The sequence below is a fragment of the Kribbella sp. NBC_01510 genome (assembly GCF_045040325.1).
GTDB lineage: Bacteria > Actinomycetota > Actinomycetes > Propionibacteriales > Kribbellaceae > Kribbella.
The window spans coordinates 8,278,170-8,299,277 of record NZ_CP109418.1; the positions used below are offsets into that span (position 1 = coordinate 8,278,170).

The 21,108-nt window shown below is 68.7% G+C and carries 18 protein-coding genes; 6 read left to right on the forward strand and 12 right to left on the reverse strand.

Going from position 1 to position 21,108, the window contains the following annotated elements:
- Positions 1-41: 41 nt before the first annotated feature.
- Entirely contained in the window at positions 42-1,274 is a 1,233-nt protein-coding gene (locus tag OG558_RS40470; protein WP_405067768.1) for an exonuclease domain-containing protein, read from the reverse strand.
- 98 nt (positions 1,275-1,372) lie between these two features.
- Positions 1,373-2,005: a hypothetical protein gene (locus OG558_RS40475; protein ID WP_329479192.1), complete on the reverse strand. Its 633-nt coding sequence runs from the start codon at positions 2,003-2,005 to the stop codon at positions 1,373-1,375.
- 18 nt (positions 2,006-2,023) lie between these two features.
- Here OG558_RS40475 and OG558_RS40480 point away from each other — a divergent pair, with 18 nt between their 5' ends.
- Positions 2,024-2,179, forward strand: coding sequence for a hypothetical protein (locus tag OG558_RS40480; protein WP_328519657.1), 156 nt, complete (start codon positions 2,024-2,026; stop codon positions 2,177-2,179).
- Between the two features lie 103 nt (positions 2,180-2,282).
- Here OG558_RS40480 and OG558_RS40485 read toward each other — a convergent pair whose 3' ends face one another.
- Positions 2,283-2,774, reverse strand: a complete 492-nt coding sequence (locus OG558_RS40485) for a metallophosphoesterase family protein (RefSeq protein WP_405067769.1) — start codon at positions 2,772-2,774, stop codon at positions 2,283-2,285.
- 11 nt (positions 2,775-2,785) lie between these two features.
- On the reverse strand, positions 2,786-3,775 hold the full coding sequence (locus OG558_RS40490) for an oxidoreductase (protein ID WP_405067770.1): 990 nt from the start codon (positions 3,773-3,775) through the stop codon (positions 2,786-2,788).
- Positions 3,776-3,962: 187 nt separating this feature from the next.
- On the opposite strand from OG558_RS40490, the gene OG558_RS40495 reads away from it, so the two are divergent.
- A complete protein-coding gene (locus tag OG558_RS40495; RefSeq protein ID WP_405067771.1) occupies positions 3,963-4,274 on the forward strand; it encodes a hypothetical protein in 312 nt (103 codons plus the stop codon).
- Between the two features lie 138 nt (positions 4,275-4,412).
- On the opposite strand, the gene OG558_RS40500 is transcribed toward OG558_RS40495, so the two are convergent.
- The 8 genes from OG558_RS40500 to OG558_RS40535 all read right to left on the reverse strand — a co-directional run bounded on the left by OG558_RS40500 (position 4,413) and on the right by OG558_RS40535 (position 11,230).
- The gene (locus OG558_RS40500) at positions 4,413-4,808 is read right to left on the reverse strand and encodes a hypothetical protein (protein ID WP_405067772.1); all 396 of its coding nucleotides are present in this window, start codon (positions 4,806-4,808) and stop codon (positions 4,413-4,415) included.
- A gap of 256 nt (positions 4,809-5,064) precedes the next feature.
- The gene (locus tag OG558_RS40505) at positions 5,065-5,541 is read right to left on the reverse strand and encodes a hypothetical protein (protein WP_329479197.1); all 477 of its coding nucleotides are present in this window, start codon (positions 5,539-5,541) and stop codon (positions 5,065-5,067) included.
- Positions 5,541-6,728, reverse strand: a complete 1,188-nt coding sequence (locus OG558_RS40510; RefSeq protein WP_405067774.1) for a hypothetical protein — start codon at positions 6,726-6,728, stop codon at positions 5,541-5,543. The genes OG558_RS40505 and OG558_RS40510 overlap by 1 nt, the downstream gene beginning before the upstream one ends.
- Before the next feature lie 69 nt (positions 6,729-6,797).
- Positions 6,798-7,058, reverse strand: a complete 261-nt coding sequence (locus tag OG558_RS40515; RefSeq protein ID WP_328519649.1) for a hypothetical protein — start codon at positions 7,056-7,058, stop codon at positions 6,798-6,800.
- Positions 7,059-7,074: 16 nt separating this feature from the next.
- Positions 7,075-7,752, reverse strand: coding sequence for a hypothetical protein (locus OG558_RS40520; RefSeq protein WP_405067775.1), 678 nt, complete (start codon positions 7,750-7,752; stop codon positions 7,075-7,077).
- Positions 7,749-10,526 carry an FtsK/SpoIIIE domain-containing protein gene (locus OG558_RS40525; protein WP_405067776.1) on the reverse strand — a complete coding sequence of 926 codons (2,778 nt, stop codon included), beginning with the start codon at positions 10,524-10,526 and terminating at the stop codon, positions 7,749-7,751. The genes OG558_RS40520 and OG558_RS40525 overlap by 4 nt, the downstream gene beginning before the upstream one ends.
- A 103-nt stretch (positions 10,527-10,629) precedes the next feature.
- A complete protein-coding gene (locus OG558_RS40530) occupies positions 10,630-11,025 on the reverse strand; it encodes a VOC family protein (protein ID WP_405067777.1) in 396 nt (131 codons plus the stop codon).
- Positions 11,026-11,032: 7 nt separating this feature from the next.
- Positions 11,033-11,230 carry a hypothetical protein gene (locus tag OG558_RS40535; protein ID WP_329479202.1) on the reverse strand — a complete coding sequence of 66 codons (198 nt, stop codon included), beginning with the start codon at positions 11,228-11,230 and terminating at the stop codon, positions 11,033-11,035.
- Between the two features lie 120 nt (positions 11,231-11,350).
- Between OG558_RS40535 and OG558_RS40540 the strand changes: the two genes are divergently transcribed.
- From OG558_RS40540 to OG558_RS40555, 4 genes are all read left to right on the forward strand, one after another.
- Positions 11,351-14,443 carry a PD-(D/E)XK nuclease family protein gene (locus OG558_RS40540; RefSeq protein ID WP_405067778.1) on the forward strand — a complete coding sequence of 1,031 codons (3,093 nt, stop codon included), beginning with the start codon at positions 11,351-11,353 and terminating at the stop codon, positions 14,441-14,443.
- Positions 14,440-18,042, forward strand: a complete 3,603-nt coding sequence (locus tag OG558_RS40545) for a UvrD-helicase domain-containing protein (protein WP_405067779.1) — start codon at positions 14,440-14,442, stop codon at positions 18,040-18,042. Before OG558_RS40540 ends, OG558_RS40545 begins: the two co-directional genes overlap by 4 nt.
- Before the next feature lie 255 nt (positions 18,043-18,297).
- Positions 18,298-18,891: a LysE family transporter gene (locus OG558_RS40550; protein WP_405067780.1), complete on the forward strand. Its 594-nt coding sequence runs from the start codon at positions 18,298-18,300 to the stop codon at positions 18,889-18,891.
- A gap of 139 nt (positions 18,892-19,030) precedes the next feature.
- Positions 19,031-20,929 (forward strand): glycosyltransferase family 4 protein, encoded by a 1,899-nt coding sequence (locus tag OG558_RS40555; RefSeq protein WP_405067782.1) that lies wholly within the window; start codon positions 19,031-19,033, stop codon positions 20,927-20,929.
- Positions 20,930-21,108: the final 179 nt, after the last annotated feature.

The following is a 21,108-nucleotide window of genomic DNA, read 5'->3' on the forward strand; positions in this document are numbered from 1 at the left end:
GGGCCGCATCAGCGGTCGCGCTGCCCGGTGGCCGGTGGCCGCTAGCCGGCCTTGCGTTCGGTTTCGGCGGGCATGAAGCGGCGGAAGTCTTCTGCGGAGATGATCGGGATGTTCAGCTCACTGGCGGCGCGTGCCTTCACTGACAGGCTGTCCACGTCGGCGGCTACGACGAACGTCGTGTCCGGGCGGACCGCCTCCTGCGGCACGAACCCGGCCGCCACCGCCCGGTCCCACCAAACCTCGCGTGGCTCGACCATGTCGCCGGTGAAGACCATCGTGCTCCCCCGTGGGAAGCCCCTCGCCCCAGGACGCGCCGGTACGGCGTACCGCCCGTCGCTCGCCCGCACCAGCGCCTCGTCCACATCGGAAGCCCGGCGCCCGAGCATCACCGCCACCTGGTCGAGATCGCTCCGCTGATGCGCGGTGATCTCGCCTCCGCCCCACGACGCCTCCGCCAGCGCCGAGACGTAGTACTGATGTAAGTCATGAACCTGCGAACGCGTCAGGCCAAGGTCGGTCGCGACCTGGACGAGCTGATCCGCGTCCGCCGCGGTGATCTCCCGATTGGCGAGGATCATGTCGAGCAGCGCGAGATACGAGTCGGCCTGCGGCGGCTCGGGGACGCGCGGCAACTGATCGACGAGCCTGCTCATCCAGCCATGCCGCCCGCCGGCATGCACCGGCCGCACGGTCGGCGCGACGTTGCTCGAGGGCAACGCCGGCCACCGCAATCGACTGACTTCCTCATAAGCCCACTGCCACGGCGGCGGTGACGGAAAGGCGTTCAGATACCGGCCGAACAGCTCGGCCGTGGCCCGCGTGTCGGCCAGCGCCGAGTGCCACCCCTCGATCGACATGCCCGCCGCCGCACAACACGCACCGAGCGTCCGCTTCGCGCCCGGGTAGAGATAACCGGCCAACGCCATCGTGCACATCGACCGCTCGGTGATCAGCGGTACGGCGACACCCAGCCGGGCGAACTCCGCCCGCAGAAACCCGAGATCGAACTCGACGTTGTGCCCGACAACCATCCGGCCCGCCAGCAGCTCACCCAACGGCCGCGCGACATCCGCGAACTCCGGCGCGGCGAGCACATCGGCGGTCAGGATCCCGTGAATGTGCTGCGGACCGAGATCGCGCTGCGGGTTCAGCAGCGTCACCCATTCGTGCTCGACCTGCCCGCGGGCGTCCAGCAGCACGACGGCGACCTCGATCACCCGATGCCGATGACTCGGCAGCAGGCCGGTCGTCTCGGTGTCGATGACGGCATACATCCGCGGGCCTCCTCCGGCTCGATGACCGACTGGAACAACCCAATCACACGTCACCGACAGTTTCCGTCCGGTCCGGAATCGGCGTCAGCGACCCGACCTCATTCGTCGGGGATCTCCACCGCGATCTCGTCGCCCAGCCGGGCGCCATCGGCCAACTCGAGTTCGTCTCCGCTCCAGAAGCGTCCCGGGTCGTACCAGTTGGGCCGCCGCCCGGACAGCAACCCCATCTCCTCGTACGTCACCGCCACCACCTCGGCGCAGTACGCCGACTCCAGCTCGAGCTCCCGCGATCCGCGCCGGAACGCCGGCACCCGGCCCCGCACCCACCTGGTCGCCAGGCGAGCCGTCGACGGGAACGGCGTACCGTCCAGCCGGGCGACAGTCCGCAGTACGGCGTCCTCCATCTCCCGCGTGACGGGGTGCTCGAGCTGCCGCAGCCAGGCCCGCTGGCCGTACTTGCGCGCCCACACCAGGACCGCATCCCGCAGGTCGTGCAATTGCACACCGCGGTGGTGCGTGCCGCTCCACACGTCCGGCAGCGACCGGCCCAGCTCGGCGTGCCACATCAGCGGCGGCAGATCCTCGATCACGATCGCCATGCCGACGTGGTTGATCGGGCTGTTCGTCGTCAGCTGGATGGCGCGGTCGGCGGCTTTGTCACCACGGAACAGCCAAATGTCACCTGTTCGTGTCAGTTCCGTAGCGTCATCCAGTGCAATCCGGCTGTCCACATCGCTAGGTTAGACCGCATGAAGGTATGGAAGGTGGTAGGACTTGCGGGGCTCGTCGGCGTGGCCGCGACGGGCGTGGTGGTCGCGCGAGGCGAGCGGAAGCGTCGCGCCTACACGCCGGAAGAGGTGCGCGACCGGCTCAAGACCCGAGCCAAGGAAGCAGCGAACGCCTGACTCAGGCACGACGCTCGGCCGGTCGTGCGGGTACGCCGTAACTCGGTGGTACGGCGTATGCTCCCGCACGGCCGGCCGAGAGTCGTTGTCGGCCGCAACCATCTCAAAGGTTGTGAAGAGCAACTTCTTTCAGGCTGCCGGCGGTGATCGTCGCCGTCTGGTAGGTGCAGTACGGCTGCCGGCGCCGATCCGTCGGCGACCCAGGGTTCAGTAGCCGCAATCCACCGGGAGCCGTCGTGTCCCAGGGGATGTGACTGTGGCCGAACACCAGCAGGCCCACGCCCGGATAGTCCTTCTCGCAGCGCTCCTCGCGTCCCTTGGCCGGCCCGGTCTCGTGCACGACGGCGACCGACAACCCGTCGAGCGTCACCCGCGCGACCTCCGGCAACCGCGCCCGCAACTCCGGGCCGTCGTTGTTGCCCCAGCACCCGACCAACCGGGCCGCACGAGACTCCAACTCGTCCAGCAACGCGACGCTCACCCAGTCCCCGGCATGGATGACCACGTCGGCGCGCTCGACCGCTTCCCAGACCGGCTCAGGCAGCTTCTTCGCCCGCCCCGGCAGATGAGTGTCCGAGATCAGCACCAACCGCATCCGCCCACTCTCTACTCCGGCAGCGACTCGATCAACTCCTTCTCCTTCGCAGGGCTCAGGCCGGCGCGGCGCTCCCGGTCCAGACCGAGCTCCCGCTCCCAGGCCAGCGTGTCCACGAGGAAGTCCCGCCGCGAGCGATGCGTGAGCCCGGCCGCGAGCGCCGCCGCGCCGCTGCGGTTCGACCAGCCCTCGTAGCCGGGCTCGGTCAGCCACATCGCCAACGAATCCGGCCCCATGTACTGCTCGACCTTCTGCTCCTCCAACCACGTCTGCGGTGCGAGCACGACCGGTCCGGTGTGGCCGCCGACTTCGCGCACGAGCTCGATCCACTCCCCGAACGGCACGACCGGGCCGACGGCGTTGAACGTCCCGGTCCGCCCTTCGGTCGCGCAGTCCAGCAACCAGACGGCGAGATCGCGGACGTCGATCACGGACGTCGGCAGGTCAGGCGTGTCCGGCACGAGCAGCGGCTCCTCCGGCGCCCGGGCCGCGCGCGCCACCCACGCCCCGGCCCGATCGCTCGTGTCCCCCGGCCCACCGATCAGCCCGGCCCGCGCGATCACCAGCCGGTCCCCGACCACCTCCCGCGAGGCCAATTCGCTGGCGACCTTCGCCTCGCCGTACTGCTCCCGCTCGGCCACGTCCAGCTCCGTCGGCTCCCGCAGTACGGCGGACTCGTCGGCACCCGGCGTGTCGAACTTCTCGTACGCGTTGCCCGACGACACGTACGTCCAATGTTTGGCCCGCGCACCGAAGGCCGCCAGCGCGCCGCGCACGAACCCCGGCTGCCAGGACACCTCGAACACCGCGTCCCAGTCCTGCTCGGGCACAGCGGCGTACGCATCCGGACGGCTGCGATCGGTGGCGATCAGCGTGGCGCCGTCCGCGATCGCGCCACTCTCACCACGGGCGAGGCAGGTGACGGAATGCCCGCGCGCCAACGCCTGCGTCGCGATCTCGCGACCGAGCCATGCTGTCCCACCGAGGATCAGAATCTCCATGCGGGCAAGCCAATCAGGCCCGGCGGACAAAACCCAGCCACCTCTGCGGACGGCAGAATCGACGCGCCGTGATCTCGCGCCAGCGTCACGTCACCGTAAGCGTCGACCCCTTGCGGCGCGGGCGATCCGGGCGCAGTGTCGGCAGCAGGAGGCACCTCAGAATTGGTGCCATGGACAAGGGGGAGAAATGGCTGGTTTCGTTCAGATCATCGAGTACCGGACGTCGAAGCCGGACGAGATCGCGGCGCTGATGGAACAGTTCAGCAAGAACCGCGCAGCCGAGGGTGACGGTCCCGCCCCCGTCCGCGGGATCACCTGCGCCGACCGGGACGAGCCGGGGCGCTACTTCGCCATCGTCGAGTTCGGCTCGTACGAAGAGGCGATGGCGAACTCGCAGCGGGCCGACACGACCGAGTTCTCGGCCAAGATGATGGAACTGTGCGACGGACCGGGCGCGTTCTACAACCTCGATCTGGTCCAGACCATGGAGTACAGCTGACCCCAGGGCGGGTTCGGGCCTAGCCGGACTCGCGATACGACTAGGCCCGAGGTCAGTGGGTGGGCGGCACCGTGCGGGAGGTTCGGCACCGGCCCGCTCACGATCAGTCCGGGTCCGCGGCGCCGGACCCGGGCCGGCTCAGCGGAACACCCGGTACGACGACGACCCGGCCGGCGGCGCACCGCCGTACGAACCGAGTTCACGATCGCTGTGCAGGGGGTCGGGATCCTGTGGCTCGGTGGCGGAGTGCAGATCCGGCCACGGTCGGGGTGGGAGGACTTCGCGGGGTGGCAGTTTCAGGTCGGGATCGGGGCCTGGGTCCGGGTCGATCCACTCGACCTCGGTGGCTCCGCCGTGACCATGGATGGCGACGACGGAGTCGATCCCGTCCCAGACGGTCGTGGTCGGATAGTCGCCGTACCAGCGGAGCGCGACCGCCCCGTCGGTGAACTGCACGCCCTCGGCGACCGGACCGGTGCCACTGACACCGGAGACGTCATGATGGCGGATCAGCCGGAAGCGACGAGGACTCATTTCGGCGCTACCTCCCAGAGCTGCTCGCCCGGCAGCCAACGCTCCGGGCCTGGATCGGTGCAGTTCCCATCAGCAACCTCGAAGAACAACCCTTCACGTCAATCACATCCACTTCCCTGTGAGAATGCGTTCACAGGTAGTGACGGCCTCCTCCCCACTTCATGACGCGATTCCGCAGAAATTTTCTGCTCAGGGATGTCGGGGTTGTGCACAAGCAGCATCGGGAGGTCAGGCGACCGACATCAGCCGCTCGGCCTCAGGTGACGACCCAAGGGCGCCAGGTGTCGATGGCGTCGGCGTCGAGGGAGGTGCGAGGCGGGAAAGCGTAGGTCCCGGCACCGGGCAAGTACGCCGCCACGATCCAGGACATCGCGTGGTCCAGGACCAGGGCCACGTCGGGCCGGGTCGCAGCTAGCTCATCGAACACGGCACGGGCTTCCCGGGCCTGTGCCTCTTCGTTCTTCCGGCCCGAGAGGCGTACGTCGACCACACCTGTGTAATGGTCGATCGCCGAGACGTCTTCGGGCTCCGGATCGACTTCGCCATAAATGTTCGGCCCGACCACGAGCAGTACGTTCCCGTCGGCGGTCCGTGCACGCCCCCGGAAGAAGTGCTCGTTCTCCTTCAACTCCGGATCATCCAGCCGTTCCAGTCCCAGGACATCCGCCAACCAGCCGGCCGTTCTGTCAAGGGGCTCACGCGAGGCCAGGAAGATGGTGTCGCTGGTGGACATCACTGCTCCTTTGTGTAGGTGACCAAACGCCCGTCACCGAGAATGACATGAACAACGCGTGCGACCGTCGAACCTGGCTGGCCGCACGCCCTCCGGAATGACCGCCAGGCAACGTCCTCGGACAGCCGCACCGGTCGACCGTCGATCAGAATCTCGCCCAGCTCCCCAGCCTGCTCGCTGGCCTCGTGGATGTTCCGCTTGATCGCATTGGAGCTACCACTCTGCGGGGTCTTGAACTCGATGATCACGCCCGAATCGTGCCTGCCCTTGCGCACCATGACATCCGGATTCTTCACCTTGTCCCGGGTGTGGTCCGGCGGCCTGGCGTCGACGCGCCATCCTTCCTCGGCGAGCCGGTCCGCGATCAGCCGCTCCTTCGGATTGAACGAATTGTGCGGATCGAACACGAGAGGCGCGAAGTCCACCGTCAGCGGGCGCTGATCGAAGGCGGGGTCGAAGGCCGGCTCGTCGACCTCCGGCAGTTCGATGTCGACCACGATCGGTTGCTTGTCGTCGGGGTAGTCGAAGGTGGCTTCTACGCGGTCTGTGGTGATGGTGAGGGTGGCGTGTTGCCACTTCTGGCCAGCGGATCCGGCCATGGCGGCCAGGAGGTTCTTTATGGGTTCAGCGAGGTCTACGGTGATTTCGAAGCCTTGGAGGAGGCGCTCTTCGCGCTTCTCCTCTTCCTTTTCGTCGCGCTCGTCGATCTGCGGCTCGCCGGTTTCGGCGACGGTGATCTCGATCTCCAGCGGGTCCTCGGGGAGGTCGCGTTCGTCCTCGTCCTTCTCATGACGTTTGCGGAACTTCTCGAAGGCCTTGCGGGCGACCGTGATGAGAGGCGGTTCGTTGTCTTCGGCAACCTCGAGGTCTTCGAAGGTGGCCGTGAGGCGTTTGGTGCGGCCTTGGGAGTCTCGAACGGCGAGGTCGCCGCTGCCGCCCGTGGTCTTGTTGCGGTCGGCGGAGTTCGCCGACGGGCGAGCTCCCACGGCGCCGTCGCCGATGAGGTGCTCGGCCCAGGCCCGGGCCTTCGGCGGGGCCAGGGAGAGGTAGTGGGCGGCGGCCTCGCAGGCGCGGGCGGCCGCGTCCAGTTGCTGAGCGGCGGCGGTCGCCCGGCCCTGGGAGGCCAACAGCGCAACCTGGGCGTTCTCGCGGCAGCGGGCGGCGGTGCGTTGCAGATGGGCGACCACGGCAGGCACCTCGTCGAGGCAATCCACCAGGCCCCGAGCGACCCGTTGCAGCTCAGACGGCACGACCGGTCAGATCTGGTCGGCGTAGCTCTTGCATCCGGCCGACGCGATCTCCAGCGCCTCGGCGGCCTGTTCGACCGCTTTGCCGGCCGCGTCCAGGATCTCCGTGATGTCCCGGTCGACGCCCGTCGCCGTACCGGCGATCAGGCTCTCCACCAGCTGACTGTGCTGGGTGAACCGTAGCTTGAACCCGGCCAGGCCCCCCGCTGCCTGCTTGGCCTCCATCGAGACCTGGTGCAGCTGTTCCTTGAGCCGCTGTACGTCGGACACCTAACCCACTCCCAAACTAGTTGCGCTTCTTCGGCAGCACGATCGCCGTACCAGACACGATCACCGGTACGGCGATCGCGAGCCACCACGGCAGACCGGCCGCCATCGCGACGACGACCGCGACCGCACCACCCCAGCCCCACCACCGCGCGCCCGGCAGCCGCGGCAGGCCGAGCGCCCGCGACGCGGCCAGCATCGTGACGGCGGCGATCGCTGCCGCCTCCACTCCGGCCAGGAACGACCCGGTCACCACCCACACCACTACGAACCCGACCAGCATCAAGGCCGCGCTGATGGTACGTCGCTTCCGTCGCTCCTGCTCGGCCCGGGCCGCTGCACGGACCTCCTCCAACTGCTCAACGGTGTCACTCAGCTGTTTGGTGATCCCGGCCGCGACGGACTCGATGTCGTTCAGTACGCGGATCTCGGGCAACGCATGGTTCGCCCGCTTCCCCTCCGCCGGCAGTCCGGCTCGCTGCAGACTCGCAGCGGCCTTCTCGGCCAGTGCGTTCAGCCGGAGCTCCAACTGCCGCCCGCGCTCAGCCATGGCATCGGCCTCCGCCATCGCAGTGGCCTCAGCCTTCGACTTGTGCGCCGTCAGCCGGTCCTGCGCCTGCTGCGCGTCCGCACGGGCTCCTGCGACCGTCCGCAGCGCCCGCGCGTACTCAGCCCACTCCTGCGCTTCCGTCTTCATCGCCGTACCAACTCCACCGCGCGATCCACCTCGTCGGATCGCAGTGCGGCAAACGGTACGACGACCTGTGCCTCAGGGTGCAGTCCGTCCCACAGCAGACCCCGGTGTGGTTCCGAAGCCCATCGCACCAGCGGACCGGCCACCGCGCGTACGCCGTCCTGCGGGTGCCGAAGGAACAGATGAGTCGCCACGTTCGCGCGCCCGTACCCGAGCTGCTCGGTGCACACATGCAGCCGGTTCCACCACCCGAAGGTGATGAGCCCCTGCGCGGGTCCATCGCGCACGATGTCCTGCAGCGCGTTCGCCGGGCTCTCGAAGAATCCCTCCGCATGCAGCTGCATCCGAGGCACGCCATGGAACCCGAACCCGAGCAGATAGGTCTCACCGACGTGCCCGTTGCGTACCGACTCCCGCAGCGAGAACAGCCGCGGCACGATGTCGGCGTGCTTGTCGACCGTCTCGACCTCGCATCCGAGCTGCCGCAATGCCTGCACCAGCGCATCCTTGCCTTCAGCAACAGCCGGCGACGAGTCCGTCCCGTCCAGGAACACGAACCGCGGTGGATCCACAGCCGCGGCCGCCGTCGACAACGCGAGCCCACTCAGTACGCCGAGTGCGTCGACCGGGCCGTCACCGAGCACGAGTACGCCGGCACCCGGCTCGGGCCGTACTTCGATCTGCACCGGCTCCTCCGTCACCGCGATCGGCAACCCGGTCCATGGCCGCCCAAGCTCGGGCCTCACCGCGGCCGCCGTGTCCGTCAACCGGGCCGGCTCGGCCAGATGGAAGATCCGCGGCGGGTGAACCGCCGTACCCGCGCGCTGCCACAACTCACGCCGCAGCGAGTCCAGCACCGCCTTGTCCGCGAAGCTGACCAGCACATGCTGGTTGTCGTCCGGCGAGCCGAAGTTCGCGTTCAGTACCGCCTCGCCGCGGAACTGCAGCTCGGCCGCCGCCGTGTTCCCGCTCCGCAGGATCGCCTGCGAGTCGGCCGGCGTCGTCTTCAGCGCGATGCGGTACGGAACCTGGCCGAAGATCGAGTCCCGCCGCGTCGCCAGCCGCTTGACGCCCTCGATCGTCTGCGTCGCCAGTACGACATGCACGCCGTACGCGCGTCCGAGCCGGACCAACCGCTCGAGCAGCTTGGCCGCCTCGTCCGCGAGCTCGTCGTCGTCCTCGAGCAGCACCTGGAACTCGTCGAGGACGACCAGGATCCGCGGCGGCCGACCGGGGCCGGGGGCAAGCTCCGCGATGTCGGCGACGTTGCCGTGCGACTTGAAGATCTCGCTGCGCCGCGCCAGTTCGTCCGACAGATGACGCAGTACGGCGAGACCGAACGCACGATCGCTGTGCACGCCGAGCACCCGCACCTGCGGCAGCCAATGCTCGCGCTCCCCGGCCGGACCGAGCGCGGAGAACTCGACACCATGCTTGAAGTCGAGCAGGTACATCTCCAGATCCGCCGGGTCGTAGCGCGCGGCGAGACCGTGGATCATCACGAGCAGCAGGTTCGACTTGCCCTGGCCGACGGCGCCACCGACGAGGACGTGCGGGAGGGCCGGGTTGCCGCTGCGCAACCGCACCAGCGCCGGCGTGCGATCGTCGTACCCGATCACCGTGCCGATCTCGTCCGTGACCGGTTGCCACCAGGTCGACCGGTCCGGCAGGGTCCGCTCGAAGTCGATGGTCGGGAGTACGGCGATCTCCGCGAGCTCGGCCACCACGTCACAGATGCCGGCGGCAATGTTCGCGTCGAACGGCGGATCCAGCTTCGCGGGGACGCCGGGCAGTTGCGCGACCTCGACCTTCTCGCTGGTGATGGCCACCGGATCGAGGAGATCGAGCAACTGTTTGGTGTCGACGTCCAGCTCGGCGGACGTCGACGGGTCGTGATGGACCAGGAAGCAGATGCCGCGCCGGCCGGCGGTCGCGGCCAGCCGGAGCAGATCGCGCTGGGCGAGCGTGTCGATGCCGGTCGGGTAGTCGAACAGGATGATCAGCCGATACGGCTCGGTGACCCGCCCGGTCTCCCGGATCAGATCCTCGAACCGCTCGTGCCCGAGCTGTGCCTGCCGGCTGGCCCGCAGCGACGAGACGTCGACCAGCCCGGACAGCACGGCGTGCAGCTGCTCCGGGGTGTGTGTTGCCCTAGGCACCAATTGCGGATACTTCGTGGTCAGGTGACCGAGCAGGCCCATCATGCCGGTCAGCCGCGGGTCGTACGCGTCGATCCTGAGCCGGAAGGGTTCGGCGGCCGCGACCAGCCGCAACGCCACGCTCTGCAGGAGTCTGCGGGCGAACTCGTTGCGATCCGCGGTCACCTTCCAGCCGTTCGTCCGCAGCAGCGGCGCGACGACCGGCGTACCGCCGTCCAGCTCGCCGACCCGCACGTACGACGAGACTCCGGCGCCGACCAGTTGACGCGAACGCCAGCGGGCGTCGTTCGGCGGGATCGCGGCCAGACCGGGCGCGAGCCGGTCCGCGAGCAGGCGGGCCTTCGGCTCGGCGGTGGACAGCGCCTCCGCGGTCTTGGCGTCGACGAGCGAGCGCGACTCGCGCCGGGCGATGGCGGTCTGCTCCTGTAGCTGACGATGCAGCTGCACGGCCCGCTGATGCTCGGCGTACGTCAGCCGGTGTGCGTTGTCCAGCAGCTGCCCGAGCGCATGCTGGAGACCCCGGATCCGCGCCTCCAGGAGCTCCGGTGCTGATTCTGTCGTCCGCGCGGAGCGCGAAGCCGATCCGGGCGTGTTTCCCCCGTCAGGCTTCTCCGTCACGAGCACCGTCCTTCCACCTTGCCCCGCGACCACTGCTTGCCTGGAGTAACCATGTCATATGGGTAATCCCAACCGTCACTCAAGGCATCAGTAGTCTCACCTGCTAATCGGGAGCGACGATCTCGAGTTCGTAGCCGTCGGTGTTGTGCAGGAAGGCGGCGTAATGCTGCGGGCCGCCGGCGTACGGGTGCCGGTCGGCGAACATCAGCGTCCAGCCATGCCGGCCCGCCTCTGCGACGATCGCGTCGACCTCGGCCCGGCCGGCCGCGTTCAGGGCGAGATGGTTCATCCCGGGCCGGAGCCGGTCGTGCTCGCCGGCCGACATCGCCGGGCTCTGCTCGACCACGACATAGCTGCCGTCGGGAGCCGCCCACGTCATCCCGCCGGGCCAGCCGTCACCGTCCTTCCAGCCCAGCCGATTGAGGACCCAGCCCCAGCTCTCCTGGGCCCGGGACAGGTCCGGGACCCAGATCTCGACGTGATGCACCGCAGCGACCATCGGAGCATTATCTGTGCTCGTCGAGATGGTTCGAAACCGCCATCGAGATCAGTCCCGACAGCACCAGCCAGACCAGTGCGGCGACCAGCCACGGCCACCACGCGCGGCTCTGCGCGGCCTCAGCCACGGCCTTGCCGAACAGGCCGCCGGCCGGCGCGAAGACGAGCACGAGCAACACCCGCGCGATCGTCGTCTCCCTGGTCATTTCTTCATTGTGGGAGCGGATCGCCAGGCCTGCAGAAACCTTGGCGTTTCGCGCCCCGTCACCTTTCTGTCCGTGGCAGGGTTTACCGTCTGCGGTGACAGTCGAGCATCGGGGGTTGTGGTGAGTAGCACCCGGATCGAGAGCACGGCGTACGGAGCGGCCGCGCTCGAGTGCCTGGAGGCCGTGGTCGCGCGGCTGAAGGCGGACGATCCGATGACCCCTGTCACGCTGCTGCTGCCCAACAACCTCGCCGGCGTCATCGCCCGCCGCCACCTCGCCCGCAGCGGCATCGCCGGCCTCTACCTGGCGACGTTGGAGCGACTGGCCGAGCAACTCGCCGCGGGTGTCCTGTCCCCGCGCCGGCCCGCGACCCGGCCGATCGTCGCGGCGACCTGGCGGACGGCGCTGTCGAAGGCACCGGGCATCTTCGAGGAGGTCGCCGAGCATCCGTCGACCATCCAAGCGCTTGCCTCAGCCCATCGCGAGCTCCGCGACCTCACCGACCCCGCGCTCGAGAAGGTCACGCACGCCTCCACTCTCGGCCCGGACCTCGTTCGCTTGCACCGCCACGTCACCACCGAGCTCGCCGCGGACTGGTATGACGAGACGGATCTGTTGAGGGCCGCCGCCACGCGCATCGCGGCCTCGCCCGCTGTTGTCGGCGAGCTCGGTGCGCTCGTCCTCTTTCTTCCGCAGGAGCTCACCCAGTCCGAGGCAGCCTTCGTCGAGGCGCTCGGCACCGCCGCGGCCGATCTCACGGTGATCGTGGGTCTGACCGACGTACGACGAGCCGACCGTGCCGTCCGGCGGTCGCTCGAGCGCATCGGTATCGACCTGCCGTCGTCGATCTCGAAGAACTACCCGGTCGCCACCGAGATCCTGAACGCGTCCGACGCCGACGACGAGGTGCGGTGTGTCGTCCGCGATGTGGTCGAGGCGCTCGACCACACCCCGGCGCACCGGATCGCGGTGCTGTACTCGGCCGCCTCGCCGTACGCGCGGTTGCTGCACGAGCACCTCGGTGCCGCGCGGATCGAGGTCAACGGACCCGGCACGCGACCGGTGCACGAGCGCGCCATCGCGCGGACCCTCCTCGAGGTGCTCGCGCTCATCGATCAGGATCTGCCGCGCGCGGATGTGTTCCGTGCGCTCGCCAACGCGCCGACGCGCGACTTCACCGGCCGGCGGATCCCGGTGCCGCAGTGGGAGCGGATGTCGCGGGCCGCCGGTGTGGTTCGCGGCGACGACTGGGATACCCGGCTCGCTCGGTACGCCGAGTCCGAGCGTCGTACCGCTGATCAGGAAGAGGCCGCCGAGGATCCACGGCCCGCCGCGGTGCGGCGCGCGCAGTACAACGCCTCGATGGCCGAGCGGTTGCACGCGTTCGCCTCCGAGCTCCGCCGCCGGTTGGGTGCCCTGGCGTTGCTGGAGACCTGGTCCGAGCTTGCCGGCGGAGTCCTTCAGCTCTTCCATGATCTGCTCGGCGACTATTCGTCCTTGCCGATCGAGGAGCAGTACGCCGCAGCCGCGGTCGGGAGCTCGCTGCAGGGCCTGTCCACGTTGGACGAGCTCGGGACGCCGGCCGGTCTCGCCGTGCTGCGCGACGTGCTCGATCTGGAGTTGCAGCAGTCACTCCCCCGCGTCGGGACATTCGGCACCGGTGTACTGGTGGCGCCGCTGTCGGCGAGCATCGGGTTGGCGGCGGACATCGTGTACGTCGTCGGCCTGTCCGAGGATCTGTATCCGGGGCGCGTCCACGAGGATGCGCTCCTGCCCCATCGCGTCCGCGAGGCGGCCGCGCCGGAGCTGGCGTCGTTCCGGGATCGGCTCGACGAGAAGCAACGGCATCTGCTGGTCGCGTTCTCGGCCGGGTCGCGGAAGGTGGTGGCGTCGTTCCCGCGCGGCGACCTGCGCCGATCGTCGCGGCGGTTGCCGACGCGCTGGTTGCTGGGGTCGTTGCGAGAGCTGACGGGCGATCACGGGCTGCCCGCGACGCAGTGGGACAAGTACGGCGAGCGGCTGCGGACGTCGGCGTCGTACGCAGGATCGTTGACGACGGCAACCATGCCGGCGACGGAGCAGGAGTGGCAGGTCCGCGCCGCGGCGGCCCGGTTGTGGGTGAACGACGAGGTGCTCGTGCGTGCGCGGGAGCTCTTGCGCGGGCGTGGGAGCAATGCCTTCACGCGGTTCGACGGGGACCTGTCCGGGGTGCCCGGTCTGCCGGAGTACGCCGTCGAGGAACGGATCGCCTCGCCGACGTCGTTGGAGGCGTACGCGACGTGTCCACATGCGTATTTCGTCGAGCGGTTGCTTCAGGTGGAGCCGCTCGAGGCGCCCGAGGATCTGCTGGTGATCTCGCCATTGCAGGTGGGGAACCTGATCCACAACAGTCTCGATGCCTTTGTGTCGCGATTGGCCGGTTCGCTGCCCGGGTACGGCGAGCCGTGGACGGCGGAGCAGCGGTCGTTGCTGCTCGCGATCGGGGCGGATCTCGCGGATCAGTTCGAGGCAGAGGGTCTGACCGGGCATCCGCGGTTGTGGCAGCGGGAGCGGTTGCGGATCCTCGGTGACCTGATGGTGCTGCTGACCGACGACGATCGGTGGCGGGTGGAGCGGGACGCGTCCGTGGTGGCGAGCGAGCTGCGGTTCGGGTTCGACGGGGAGCCGCCGGTGGAGATCCCGGTGCCGTCCGGGCGGGTGCTGCTGCGAGGGTCGGCCGACAAGGTCGATCTCGGCGCGGACGGGACCATCTATGTGACGGACGTGAAGACCGGTGGGTTCTCGCGGTACGAGGCGATCGAGTCGGATCCAGTGGCGGGCGGGACGAAGCTGCAGCTGCCGGTGTACGCGTACGCGGCGCGGGCCCGGTTGGGAGAGCAGTCCACACCGGTCGAGGCGTCGTACTGGTTCGTCCGGCGCGGCGGGAAGCGGATCCCGGTGCCGCTGACCCCCGAGGTCGAGGCCCGGTACGTCGACACGCTCGACGTGATCGTGTCGTCGATCGCGGCCGGATTCTTCCCACCGAAGGCGCCCGAGGTGCCGGACTTCCTGTGGGTGCAGTGCCCGTACTGCAACCCGGACGGGCTCGGGCACAGCGAGGTGCGGGCGCGGTGGGATCGCAAGCGGCACGACCCGACGCTGGAGAGGTTGGTCCGGTTGATCGATCCGACCGCTCTGGAGTTGCTCGCTTCCGAGGGGGCCGGCCGGCGATGACTGAGCAACTGCTGGACGGGCCCGCCCGGGACCGGATCCGATCCGACACCGACTCCACGCTGTTCGTCGAGGCCGGCGCCGGATCCGGCAAGACCCATGCACTCGTAGACCGGGTGACCACGTTGGTCCTGCGCGACGGCGTACCGCTGCGCACGATCGCCGCCGTCACCTTCACCGAGAAGGCCGGCGCCGAGCTGCGCGATCGGTTGCGGGTCGAGTTCGAAAGGGCTCGGAAAGGCCCGGCCGGGCAGCTCGCCGATGCAGCGTTGGACGACCTCGACTCGGCCTCGATCGGCACTCTGCACGCCTTCGCCCAGCAGATCCTGCTCGCCCATCCGATCGAAGCCGGCCTGCCGCCACTCATCGACGTCCTGGACGAGGTGGGTTCGTCGGTCGCCTTCGAGGAGCGCTGGGCCGAGCTGCAGCAGCTGCTGCTGGACGACGACTCGATCGCGGAGCCGCTGCTGCTCGCGATGGCAGTCGGGGTCGAGCTGAAACACCTGCGATCACTGGCACGACTGTTCGGGAACGACTGGGACCTGATCGCCGAACGCGTGCTGGTGGATCCACCAGAGCTGGTGTCGATGCCGGATCTGTCCGGGCTCGTCGCGGCAGCGGCGCAGATCGGTGGAGTGGCCGGGTCGTGTCTGGATCCCGAGGACCGGCTGTTGCCGAAGGTGGCGCAGATCCGCGAGCTGGGGGTGATGCTGGAGGCCGCGACCGACCAGGAGACGCAGCTGGCGATCCTGCAGACGTTGCGCGGTCTGAAGGTCGGCCGGATCGGACGCAAGGAGAACTGGCCGGACATCAACGGGGTCCGCGGCGACTGCACCGAGGTGGTCGAGGTCGCTGGTTCGCTGGTCGAGCTGCTCCTGGATGCTTGCCTTCGGCACCTTTCACACTGGATCGCCGAGCGCGTGCTGGAATCGGCCCGGATCCGCCGTGAGGAAGGGCGCCTGGAGTTCCACGACCTCCTGGTTCTCGCCCGCGACCTCCTGCGCAGGAACCCGGCTGTCCGCGCAGCGCTGCACGAGCGCTTCGAGCGGCTCCTGCTGGACGAGTTCCAGGACACCGACCCGATCCAGATCGAGCTCGCCGTCCGGATCGCGGGTGGCGCCGAAGCAGAAGCCGAGGACTGGCGCGACGTCGAAGTCCCAGAAGGCCGCCTGTTCGTCGTCGGCGACCCCAAACAGTCGATCTACCGCTTCCGCCGCGCCAACATCGCGACGTACCTCACCGCCCAGCACCTCCTCGGCGAAACCGTCGCCCTCACCACCAACTTCCGCACCGTCGCACCCATCCTCCGCTGGATCAACACCGTCTTCGAAACCCTGATCCAGCCCCAAGAATCCGCCCAACCCTCCTACCAATCCCTCTCCCCCCACCGCACCGGCCCCACCTCCGCCGGAGGTTCGGCCTCACCCGGCCCCAGGCCGGACTCGTCGCACCCCAGCCCCGGCTCGCCTGCCGACCCCGGCCTGTCAGGCTCGGATTCACGCTCAGCTCGACCAGCCGGCACCGATCCCAGCACCACCGCCGCGGTCCGCGGCGACCAGCTCTCCTTCCTCGACGACTCCGACGACGACCTCACGCTCTTCGACGACCTCGTCGCCCCCGAGGACCCCGCCGCATCTGCCACACCAAGCACCCCGATCTCCCCAGCGGACAGCACTGACTCCGGCGACCCGTTGGGCGACCTCGCCGCGGTACTCCCGTTCCGGCGCCACGGCGACGACTCCGCGTCCGCCGTCGTACCCCCGCCTCCCGGGCCCTACGACGAGACCGCCTCCGGCCCGAGCGTCACCGTCCTCGGCGCCGAGCCGCACAACGACCTCCCCCGCGCGCAAGCCTCCGTCCTCCGTGAACGCGAGGCGCGTGACGTCGCGGCAGTCGTCGAGCAGGCGCTGCGCGACGACTGGCAGGTGTACGACGACCGCACCGGCAACTGGCGACCCGCGGAGGCCGGCGACATCGCCGTCTTGGTCCCCGCGCGTACGTCGCTCCCCTTCCTCGAGGACGCCCTCGACCGCGCCGACATCCCGTACCGCGCCGAGGCCAGCTCCCTCGTCTATCAGACCGCCGAAGTCCGCGACCTCCTCGCCTGCGCCCGCGCCCTCGGCGATCCGAGCGACCAACTCGCCCTCGTCACCACCCTGCGCTCGCCACTGTTCGGTTGCGGCGACGACGACCTCTTCGTCTGGAAACGCTCCGGCGGCACGTTCAACCTGGCCGCGCCCATCCCCGACTCCCTCGTGACCCACCCGGTCGGCGAGGCGATCGCCTGGCTGTGGAGCACCTACAAGGCCGCCCGCTGGCTCACCCCGAGCGAAGTTCTCGCGAAGATCGTCGCCGACCGCCGCATGCTCGAAGTCGCAGCAATCGGCCCACGGGCCCGCGACGCCTGGCGCCGGATCCGCTTCGTCGTCGACCAGGCCCGCGCCTGGTCCGAGGTCGAGCACGGCGGCCTGCGCTCGTACCTGGCCTGGGCCGCCCACCAGGGCGAGGAAACCTCACGCGTCGCCGAGGCCGTCCTGCCCGAAACCGACGCGGACGCCGTCCGCGTGATGACGATCCACGCCGCGAAGGGTCTGGAGTTCCCGATCGTCATCCTGTCCGGTATGACCGCGGCGCCCAACCGGCAGCGCGGCGTCCAGGTCCTCTGGCCACCGGACGGCGGGTACGCCGTGAAGCTCAAGTCATCCGTGCAGACCGAGGACTTCGACCTCGTCCAGCCGGTCGACGAGCAGATGGACGACTACGAACGCCGACGCCTCCTGTACGTCGCCGCCACCCGCGCACGCGATCACCTGGTCGTCTCCCTGCATCGCTCCGGCAACCGCCGCCACTCCAGCAACGCGGAGCTCCTCGCCTCCGCCGGCGGCGTCGAGGCGCCCCACGCCACGCTCTTCACCAGCCCGCCCGCGGTCGAACGCGAGCCGCGCATCACCCCCGACGTCACCCCACCGATCTCCCGCACCGAATGGGAATCCCGCGCTGCCACCGCCCAGTCCGCCAGCCGCGCTCGCTCCGCCCAGAGCGCATCCGGCCTGGAAGGCACCGGCCCCGACGTCGTCCTCGCCGAGGTGGATCCCGGCACCGCCAAAGCCCCGCGCGACCTTGAACTCCCGCCGTGGTCCAAGGGCCGCTACGGCACCGCGATCGGCCGCGCGGTTCACGCCGTACTGCAAGTCGTCGACCTGTCCACCGGCGCCGGCCTCGAAGCCGCAGTCTCCACCCAATGCCTCGCCGAGGGCGTCCTCGAGTACGCCGACGTGGTCACCGCCCTCGTCCGCTCAGCTCTCGCCTCCGACGTCGTCCAACGAGCCGCCGGCCGCGAACACTGGCGCGAGTCCTACGTCGGCACTGTCCAGCCCGACGGCACCGTCCTCGAAGGCTTCGTCGACCTCATCTACCGCGAAGACGACGGCCGCCTCACGATCGTCGACTACAAAACCGACGCCATCCCGGCAGCCGCCCTCGACGCCCGAGTCGCGTACTACGCCCCCCAACTCCAAACGTACGCAGCCATCCTCCCCAACACCGCCCCGCCGGTCCTCCTCTTCCTCAACCCCACCAAGGCAATCGAACGCCGCCTCTGACCCGCCGCAGGTTGTTGCATCAGGCAACTGGACTCGAACTGGTTGATGGCGGCGCTCGTAAATTCGCTTGTGGAGCATCAGCGACAGTCCGCATCATGAGCGCATGGCTACGACCATCGGACTGTTGCTGTTGATTCCTGCTGCCGGACCGGCCGCGGGCATCCAGCAGCGCCGCGTCCGATGCCGGAGGTCGATCCCCGTCCGCTCGTGACGGCCGCGCTGGTGGCAGGCCTCTTGGCCGGCTACGGCATAGCCATGCCAGTCGGACCCGTAGGCACCTATCTCGTAGCCTTGACCGCCCGAGCTTCGCTCCGAGTCGGAGCCAGCGCCGCATTGGGAGTCGCATCAGCCGACGGCCTCTACGCCCTGACAGCCACCGTCGCAGGTACAACCCTCGCACCGTTGCTTGTGCCAATAGTGGTCCCGCTGCGCTGGATCTCCATGGTGGTGCTGATAGGGCTAGCCACGGTCGGCGCTCTGACGGCGGTACGGCGATACCGCGCACCCCGCCTGGCCGGAATCGCCCAGGACCTCCCGCCAGGCGCACGAACCGCGTACCTCGGACTGCTCGGCATGACCCTCCTCAGCCCCATGACAGTGCTCTACTTCGCCGCCCTGGTACTCGGCGGCTCCGGCACGTCGGCCACCCCTACACCACCCGAGCGCGCCTCCTTCGTAGTCGCTGCCTTCGCAGCATCCGCCACCTGGCAACTACTCCTAGCCACCAGCGGGGCCCTACTGGGCCGAGCCCTCACCGGACACCTCGGCCGACTGCTCACTGCACTGCTTTCCAGCCTGGTGATCATCGCGCTGGCCATCCGCCTGGTCTCGTCCTCACGGCTGCTCTGACGATCCAGCCGACAAGAACCTGAGGCGACGCTATCCCGTCCGCCAGTACGGCGCATCTGCAGCCGACTCCGAGCGAATCTGCAACCAATCCTGCAGCACGGCACGTTCCTGCACGTAACCACTACCCGAGGAGGGCCGCGTGCACGTTTCGCATGTCGTCATGCTGGTCGCCAATGACATCACCAACGACACCCGAGTACTGAAGGAGGCGGTTGCCCTTGGCAAGGAGGGTTGGCGGGTCACGTTGCTGGGCGTGACGGCGTCGGGGTCGATCACCATCGACACGATCGACGGTGACGTTGTGATGATCCGGGTGCCCGGCCGCTTCCCTCTCCGCGACGAACGCAACCGGCGTCGCGGTCGCCGACGCTCGCGGCGGATCCTCGCCGGCACTGTTCCCGGGTCGGTCCAGGCAGCTCGGCTGTCGGCTCGGCAGGCTGAGCTCACCGCGGAATCCGGACGTGCCAAGGCCCAGCGGATGGCCGGCTCGATCGGAACGATCAGGTTCCAGACCGGAAAGGCGGCCCGCAAGCTACGCCAACAGAACCTTCGGCTGACGCGTACCCTGGCTGCGTTTCGCTCGCGGCTGGCCGGCTACGAAGGACGACAGGCAGCAACATTCTGGCAGCGTTGGGACCGGTGGCTCACACAACGGGCCCGACCTGTGAGCTGGCGGAGAATCATCCCGGAGGCGTACGACTACGAAGCCACCTTCGCGCAACTGCTGGACCGGCTACGCCCAGACGTCCTGCATGCCCACGACATGCACGTTATCGGGGTCGCCGTCCGAGCGGCAGGGAGAGCAGCCCTGCAGGGGCGCGCTGTGAAAGTCGTTTACGACGCCCACGAGTACGTCCCTGGCCTGTCCGTCTATCCACCGCGGACGCCGCGGCTCATTGCTGCCTGGGCCAAACATGAGCGCGAGTACATCCAGAAGGTGGATCGCGTGGTCACCGTCAGCCCGGCGATCGCGCACACGCTGCAGGCACGGCACCGGTTGGATCGTACGCCGACCGTTGTGATCAACAGCCCACCGGCTGTCGAGCCCATCGCTGATATGCCCGATATCCGCGACGCGCTCGAACTCGAGCCTGCGGTGCCGTTGATGGTCTACAGCGGCGGGATCACCCATGCGCGCGGAGTTCAAACGGCGATCGCATCCCTCCAGCATCTTCCCGGCGTACATCTCGCAGTGGTGTGTGTACCGACCGTCAAGATGAGACCGGTTGACGAGCTACGCCGGCTGTCCACCTCGCTGAATGTCGGCGATCGAGTCCACTTTCTCGACCCGGTGCCTCCGAACGATGTCACGCACTACCTGCGGACCGCAGATGTCGGGCTGATTCCGCTGCTGCGGTACCCGAGCCACGAGATGGCGCTACCCAACAAGGTCTTCGAGTATGTGTTCGCCGGGCTTCCGGTCGTGACGAGCGACATGCCGACGTTGCGAGACTTTGTTGGCAGTACTGGGATCGGTGAAGTCTTCGAGGCGGAGAACGCGTCGGACCTTGCCGCCAAGGTGTCACACATCTTGGCCGACGCCGCGCCATACCGCGAGCGCGTTGCTGACGGCAAGTTGCGTCACGAAATGTCCTGGGACAGCCAGGCCGAACATCTCCGATCCTTGTACTACGAGTTGCTCGGGCGTCCGTCGGTCGAGACCAAGGCCGCGAGGCTGGCCATCGCGCCGATGGACAGAGCGGTCCAGTGGTTGCCGTGGCTGCACGATGGAGCGCTACTGCCAACGGCCATGACGCACGCGGACCTTGAAGACGTGACCCATTTGTTGACGGCCAATGACCGGTCGGCGTTCGGCAGCACCAGCATCGCGGCGGACCTACCGGTACTGGCCGCCTCCCGAGTGAAGCACGGCATCATCATCGACGACCCGACCTTGCTGCCGGCGAAGGTCCCCGCCGGCTACGCAGGCCCGATCTTCGTCACCGATCAGGCTCTGGCCGACGTCTTTCCTGGGAGTCAATGGCTGCCGCCGGGCGAACCAGGCGCTGACGTGCTTCGCAAGTTCATGGCGGACTGAAACCACCACCCGCCGACGTGTCGGGACGCGCCGCATGAGCCACCGGGCCGGTGGGCACGAGGAGCAGGACGGTCAGGAACAAGGCGACGAGTCGCCGGGCCAACGCCATGATCGCCTCCGCTCAGTTGATGGTCAGTCACTGAGAGTCTATGGGGATCGGAGGCCGTGCGAGTGCATGG